This is a genomic window from Curtobacterium flaccumfaciens (assembly GCF_051548005.1).
In the GTDB taxonomy this organism is placed as follows: Bacteria; Actinomycetota; Actinomycetes; order Actinomycetales; family Microbacteriaceae; genus Curtobacterium.
In genome coordinates, this window is record NZ_JBPUGH010000028.1 from 21,274 (window position 1) to 27,637 (window position 6,364).

Annotated in this window: 7 protein-coding genes; 6 read left to right on the forward strand and 1 reads right to left on the reverse strand. The window is 72.8% G+C overall.

Annotated features, from left to right (window positions below):
- Positions 1-93: 93 nt before the first annotated feature.
- Both ACSW7Y_RS05700 and ACSW7Y_RS05705 read left to right on the forward strand, forming a co-directional pair.
- Positions 94-834, forward strand: coding sequence for a histidine phosphatase family protein (locus ACSW7Y_RS05700; protein WP_438125360.1), 741 nt, complete (start codon positions 94-96; stop codon positions 832-834).
- Positions 824-1,687: an NAD(P)H-hydrate dehydratase gene (locus ACSW7Y_RS05705; RefSeq protein WP_438125361.1), complete on the forward strand. Its 864-nt coding sequence runs from the start codon at positions 824-826 to the stop codon at positions 1,685-1,687. Before ACSW7Y_RS05700 ends, ACSW7Y_RS05705 begins: the two co-directional genes overlap by 11 nt.
- Before the next feature lie 35 nt (positions 1,688-1,722).
- Here the strand turns inward: ACSW7Y_RS05705 and ACSW7Y_RS05710 are convergent, their stop codons facing one another.
- Complete coding sequence (locus tag ACSW7Y_RS05710; protein WP_438125362.1) at positions 1,723-2,160, reverse strand: YdeI/OmpD-associated family protein; 438 nt, start codon at positions 2,158-2,160, stop codon at positions 1,723-1,725.
- Between the two features lie 158 nt (positions 2,161-2,318).
- Between ACSW7Y_RS05710 and ACSW7Y_RS05715 the strand changes: the two genes are divergently transcribed.
- The 4 genes from ACSW7Y_RS05715 to ACSW7Y_RS05730 all read left to right on the forward strand — a co-directional run.
- The gene (locus ACSW7Y_RS05715; protein WP_438125363.1) at positions 2,319-3,458 is read left to right on the forward strand and encodes an ABC transporter substrate-binding protein; all 1,140 of its coding nucleotides are present in this window, start codon (positions 2,319-2,321) and stop codon (positions 3,456-3,458) included.
- 5 nt (positions 3,459-3,463) lie between these two features.
- Positions 3,464-4,474, forward strand: a complete 1,011-nt coding sequence (locus ACSW7Y_RS05720) for an ABC transporter permease (RefSeq protein ID WP_438125364.1) — start codon at positions 3,464-3,466, stop codon at positions 4,472-4,474.
- A complete protein-coding gene (locus ACSW7Y_RS05725) occupies positions 4,471-5,331 on the forward strand; it encodes an ABC transporter permease (RefSeq protein ID WP_438125365.1) in 861 nt (286 codons plus the stop codon). Before ACSW7Y_RS05720 ends, ACSW7Y_RS05725 begins: the two co-directional genes overlap by 4 nt.
- A partial coding sequence (locus ACSW7Y_RS05730) for an ABC transporter ATP-binding protein (protein WP_438125366.1) occupies positions 5,328-6,364 on the forward strand: 1,037 nt, incomplete at its 3' end. The genes ACSW7Y_RS05725 and ACSW7Y_RS05730, both read left to right, overlap by 4 nt.

Below are 6,364 nucleotides of genomic sequence, written 5' to 3' on the forward strand. Positions count from 1 at the left end.
CCGCGGTGGGCTCCGCCGGGGGTGCTGCGGTGGGTCCCGTGGCCGAGCGGACACGGGGAGCCGGCTCAGGAACCCGTCGATACCGTGGCGCGCATGGCCGTCACGGAGATCTGGCTCGTCCGCCACGGGGAATCGGAGGCCAACGTCGCCGCCGCCCGCGCCGAGGCCGAAGGAGCGGACGTCATCGACGCGGGACACCGCGACGCGGACGTCCCCCTCAGCTCGCTCGGGGAACGCCAGGCGCGCGCGCTCGGCACCGAGCTCGCCGATCGTGGGCTCGACGACGTTCCCGTCGCCCTCTGGGTGTCGCCGTACCGCCGCGCGCAGCAGACGATCGGGATCGCGCTCGAGCACGGCGGCCTCGAGGAACCACCCCGGCGCACCGACGAGCGGCTCCGGGACCGCGAGCTCGGCGTCCTCGACCTCCTCACGCGGCAGGGCGTGCGCAACCGCCACCCCGACGAGGAACGCCGCCGCGAGTGGCTCGGCAAGTACTACCACCGGCCGGCAGGCGGGGAGTCGTGGGTCGACGTGATGCTGCGGCTCCGTCAGGTGCTCGCCGACGTCGACCGTCTGGACGACACGGAGCGGCTCGTCGTCGCAGCCCACGACGCCGTGGTCATGCTGACCGTCGCCGTGTGTCTCGACCTCGACGAACCGGCCCTGATGGACTTCGCCGCCACGCACACGGTGGCGAACGCATCACTCACCCGGCTCCGACGCGACGGTGCGCGGAGCCCGTGGTCGCTCGAGGAGTTCTCCTCGGTCGGCCACCTCGACGACGACGAGGTCACCGAACACGGCGGCCGGAAGGACGACGCCCGTGTCCGCTGACCCGATCACCCCCAACTTCCTCCGCGACTGGGCGCTCCCCGAGCCCGGCGCCGGCAAGTACGGCCGCGGTCAGGTCCTCGTCGTCGGTGGTGCCGCACGGACCCCCGGCGCTGCGGTCCTGTCGGCGCTCGCCGCACTCCGGGTCGGAGCCGGACGCCTCACCCTCGCGGTCGCGCGGAGCGTCGCGCCCACCGTCGCGGTCGCGGTCCCGGAGTCCGGGGTGGAACCGCTCGACGAAGACCCGGACGGCCACGTCGCGATCGGCGCGGGCGAGGGCATCGCGGAGACCGCCGGCAGTGCGGACGCGGTGCTCATCGGGCCCGGCCTGGACGAGCCCGAGGGCACGCGGGACCTCGTCGCGACCCTCGCCCAGGCCGTCGGACCGGACACCCTGGTGGTCCTCGACGCCTTCGCACTCGGTGTCGCGGCGGACCTGCGAGCAGAGCTCGAACCGCTGCGCGGACGACTGGTGATGACCCCGAACTCCGGTGAAGCGGAACGACTGCTGGGCCGGGAGTGCGGCGACGACGCCGTGGCCGACGCCGCCGAGGTCGCGCAGCGGTTCGGGGCGGTCGTCGCACTCGGCGATGCGATCGCCACCCCGGGCGGCCGGACCTGGCTCAAGGGGACCGGGACCGGGGGCCTCGGTACGAGCGGCAGCGGCGACGTGCTCTCCGGCGCGATCGTCGGGCTGCTGGCGCGCGGAGCGGACCCGGCACAGGCGGTCGCTTGGTCGTCGTACGTGCACGCCGCCGCGGGGGACCGGTTGGCCGTGCAGGTCGGGCCGCTCGGTTACGTGGCGAGCGAGCTCGTGCAGGAGATCCCGCGGGTCCTGGTCGAACTCGGCGCCTGACGAGCCGACGCCCGGCCACCCGGCAGTGCCCGGACTCAGGGCCGCAGGGACGCCACGGCCTTCTCCACCCGGCGCGCCCGCGTCTCCGGTGCCTTCGCCTGGAGCACCGGGTCCACGAGGGCCCGCTGCCTCGAGTTCGAGAGCGTCTCGAACGCCGCACGCACGCCGCCCGCGTCGAACGCCGCACCGAGGTCGTCCGGCACGTCGACGGTGCGCGGCAGCGTGTCCACGTCGATCGTGACCTCGACGGTGTCACCCGCCGTGACGCCCGCGGCCTCCCGGTGCTCCGCCGACAGGGGGATGAGCGACTGCGCCCCCATGACCCCGACGGTCGACCGGTACGAGTGGCCGCCGTCCAGCGTGACGACCACCGGCGGACGCTTCCCGGCGCCGAGCGCCTCGATGGCCTCGGGCGGGACTGGGAGCCCGGTGGCCGTCTTCCGTGCCTGCAGGACCGTCGTCGTGAACCGCACGGCGCGAGCCGACCACCGGGGCGCGCAGTCCGCAAGAGCAAGTGTTCGACCCCCGTTCACCGAGCCGATCCGGACCGCTAACCGGCCCCGGTCATCCTCGTCTCCGACCGAGTCGCACAGTCGTGCGGAACGGATCCCCGACCCGGAAGGCACACCCCGTGCAGCACAAGCGCACCCTCGCCGGCATCGCCCTCGCGGCAGCCGCCATCGTCACCCTCGCCGGTTGCTCGGCGACGAGCAGCGCGTCCACGAAGGACGACTCCGACTGGAAGACCGCGACGAGCGCCCAGTCCGCCGGCGGCATGGACGCCCTCGTGAAGGCCGCGAAGGCCGAGGGGCAGCTCAACGTCATCGCGCTGCCGCCGTCGTGGGCGAACTACGGCAAGATCATCGACGGCTTCACCGCGAAGTACGGCATCAAGGTCAACTCCGCGAACCCGAACGGCTCGAGCGCCGACGAGGTCGCCGCCGTGAAGTCGCAGAAGGGCCAGTCCACCGCCCCCGACGTGCTCGACCTCGGCAACGCCGTCATGCAGCAGAACCTCGGTCTGCTCACCGACTACAAGGTCGCGAACTGGTCGGACATCCCCGACACGCTCAAGGACGCGGACGGCAAGTGGACGCGCGACTACACGGGCCTCATGTCGATCGGGTACGACTCCTCGAAGGTGCAGACCGCCCCGAAGGACCTGAACGACCTGCTCGGCTCCGAGTACAAGGGCAAGGTCTCGATCGCGGGCGACCCGACGCAGGCGAACCAGGCCGCGAGCGCGGTCTACCTCGCCGCGCTCGAGAACGGTGGGTCGGCGGACGACATCACGAAGGGCGTGGAGTACTTCGGCAAGCTCAAGCAGGCCGGCAACTTCCAGAACGTCCTGCCCTCGCAGGCGACGGTGGCCTCGGGCGAGACCCCCGTCGTCATCCAGTGGTCGTACAACAACCTCGCCTGGGGTCCGGCCGCCGGGTCGAGCGGGAACAAGAACTGGAAGACCGTCGTCCCCGAGGGGCAGGCGCTCGGCTCGTACTACTCGCAGGCGATCAACAAGGACGCCCCGCACCCCGCGGCCGCGCGCCTGTGGCAGGAGTACATCGCGAGCCCGACCGTGCAGAACCTCTACCTGCAGGCCGGCGCCTTCCCGTCGACCCTCGCCGCGCTCGAGAAGTCGGGCAAGGTCGACGAGGACGCCCTCCAGGCCGCCGGCGGCATGCCGAAGGACTACGTCGAGCTGACCGACGACCAGGTCACGGCCGCCGCGAAGGTCCTGTCCGCGAAGTGGTCCGCCACGATGGGCTCCTGACCGGCATGACCACCGCATCGGCTCCCGGGGTGCCCACCGCCCCGGGCACCGCGGCGCCCTCCGCCCCCGTCACCGGCGGGCCGGCCGCCACCAGTGCGGCGCCCGCCGTCACCGGCGCGACCGCAGCGACCGATGCCACCGCCCGACGCGGCGCCGGACCCCGTGTCCGGCGCCGCGTCGGCGTCGCGTGGCTCGGCCTCACCCCGTTCGCCGCGTACGTCCTGCTCTTCCTCGCCGTCCCGGCCGTCATCGCGGTGGGCAGCGGCTTCTTCGACGCGTCCGGCCGGTTCACGTTCGCGAACCTCGCGGCGTTCGCCGACCCCACCGTGCTCCGCGCGTTCGGGGCGTCCTTCGGCCTCTCCGCCGTCTCCGCCGTGGTCGGCGCCGTGATCGGGGCGGTCGTGTGCTGGGCGTTGTCGGCACTCCGGCCCGACGGCCTGGTCCGCTCCGCGATCGACGCGGCCGCGAGCGTCCTCGCCCAGTTCGGCGGGGTCATGCTCGCCTTCGCGTTCATCGCCACGATCGGCGTGCAGGGGCTCGTGACCACCTGGCTCGTGTCGACGTTCGGTGTCGACCTCAACGCGGGCGGCGCCTTCCTGTACACGGTCCCCGGGCTCGTCCTGCCCTACGTCTACTTCCAGGTGCCCCTCATGGTCCTCACGTTCATGCCCGCCCTCGAGGGCGTGAAGACGCAGTGGGGCGAGGCCGCAGCCACCCTCGGCGCCTCCCGCGCGACGTACTGGCGGCGAATCGCCCTCCCCGTGCTCGCGCCGGCGTTCTGGGGGTCGCTGCTGCTCCTCTTCGCGAACGCGTTCTCCTCGTTCGCGACCGCCGCGGCGCTCATCTCGCAGGGCGGCATCGTCCCGCTGACTATCCGCACCCAGCTCACGAGCGAGACGATCATCGGCCTCCAGAACGTCGCCGGGGTGCTCGCCTTCGGCATGGTGGTCGTGATGGCCGTCGTCATGGGCGCGTACTCGCTCCTGCAGCGACGGGCCGCGAGGTGGCAGCGATGACCGCGGACACCGCTCCGCGGACCCGGCCGGGAGGCGCGGCTCGCCCCCGCCGGTTCGGCCCGGCGCCGTCACGGGTCACCGCCGCGATCGTGCTGGTCGTGGTCGGCCTCGTCTTCGCCGTCCCCCTCGTCGCACTCCTGCAGTTCACGTTCCGACAGGGCACCGACGGCGGCCTGACCCTCGACCACTACACGGCGCTCGCCGACCCGGTGAACGCAGCGACGTACCAGCCGGTGTTCGACGGCCTCGGCGCCTCGCTGCTCATCGCCGTCATCACGGTGGCGATCGTGCTCCTGGTGCTCCTGCCCGCGCAGATCATCACCGCACTCCGCTACCCGAGGCTCCGCCGGGTGCTCGAGTTCGTGTGCATCGTGCCGATCACCGTCCCCGTGGTGGTGCTCGTCGTCGGGTTCATCCCCGTGTACCAGGTGGTGTCGCAGGTGTTCGGGTCCGGCGCCTGGACGCTCGCGTTCGCGATCGGCATCGTGTCGCTGCCCTTCGCGTTCCGCCCCATCGCCGCCGCCCTCACGGCGATGGACGTCGCCGTCCTGTCCGAGGCCGCCCGGTCGCTCGGTGCCTCGTGGTGGACCGTGACCTGGCGCGTCCTCCTGCCCAACCTCCGACGCGGGATCACCGCCGCGTGCTTCCTCACGATCACGGTCGTCCTCGGCGAGTACACCCTCGCCTCGTTCCTCTCCCGCACGACGTTCCAGACGGCGCTGCTGCTCGTGCAGTCGACCGACCCGTACGTCGCCGCGATCTTCTCGCTCGCAGCGCTGCTCTTCGGGTTCGTGCTGCTCGTCGTCATCGGCCGGGTCGGCGCACGCCGCCGGCACGCCCCGAAGGAGTCCGCATGACCACCACCGCCCCCGCCGCACCGGCCACGCTCGCGAGCACCGGCGCCACGGTCGAGCTCGTCGGCGTCGAGAAGCACTACGGTGCCCACCGGGCCCTCGCCGGACTGTCGCTCCGGATCGAGCCCGGCGAGTTCGTCTCCCTCCTCGGGCCCTCCGGCTGCGGCAAGACCACGGCCCTCCGAGCGCTCGCGGGCCTCGAGGCCGTCGACGCCGGCACCATCCGCATCGACGGCTCGGACGTCAGCAGCGTGCCGGTCAACCGCCGCGACATCGGCATGGTGTTCCAGCAGTACTCGCTGTTCCCGCACATGACGGTCCGGCAGAACGTCGCGTTCGGCCTCGAGATGCGGAAGGTCCCGGCGGCCGCCCGTCGCGAGCGTGTCATCGAGGCGCTCGACATGGTCCACCTCGCCGAGTTCGCCGACCGGTACCCGCACCAGCTCTCGGGCGGGCAGCAGCAGCGGGTCGCCCTCGCCCGGGCCCTCGTCACCCGCCCCCGGGTGCTCCTGCTCGACGAGCCGCTCTCCGCGCTCGACGCCAAGGTCCGGGTCACGCTCCGCGACGAGATCCGCCGCATCCAGAGCGACCTCGGCATCACGACCGTCTTCGTCACCCACGACCAGGAGGAAGCACTCGCCGTCTCCGACCGGATCGCGGTCATGCGGGCGGGGGACATCGAGCAGGTCGGCACGCCGGAGGAGCTCTACCGCAGCCCGGCATCGGCGTTCACGGCGGACTTCGTCGGGCAGTCGAACCGCGTGCGCGGTGACCTCCGCGGCGGCGACGTGTTCGTGTACGGCTTCACGGTGCCGGCGATCGACCCCTCCGCGGCGGACGGGCCGGTGGTCGCCTACGTCCGCCCCGAGGACGTCGCCTTCGCCCCGGAGGGCATCACCGGCACCGTCGTCTCGTCGAGCTTCCTCGGGTCGATCCGCCGCACGACCGTCCGCCTCGACGACGACACCATCGTCATCGTCCAGCACGAGGTCGGCGACCGCCGCGCGGCCGGCGACCCGGTCGCCGTGCGCCTGAC

What these genes read in the sequence shown, in the direction of transcription:
- ACSW7Y_RS05700 (WP_438125360.1), top strand. Translation starts at nt 94, where the DNA reads ATGGCCGTCACGGAGATCTGGCTCGTCCGCCACGGGGAATCGGAGGCC.
- ACSW7Y_RS05725 (WP_438125365.1), top strand. Translation starts at nt 4,471, where the DNA reads ATGACCGCGGACACCGCTCCGCGGACCCGGCCGGGAGGCGCGGCTCGC.
- ACSW7Y_RS05720 (WP_438125364.1), top strand. Translation starts at nt 3,464, where the DNA reads ATGACCACCGCATCGGCTCCCGGGGTGCCCACCGCCCCGGGCACCGCG.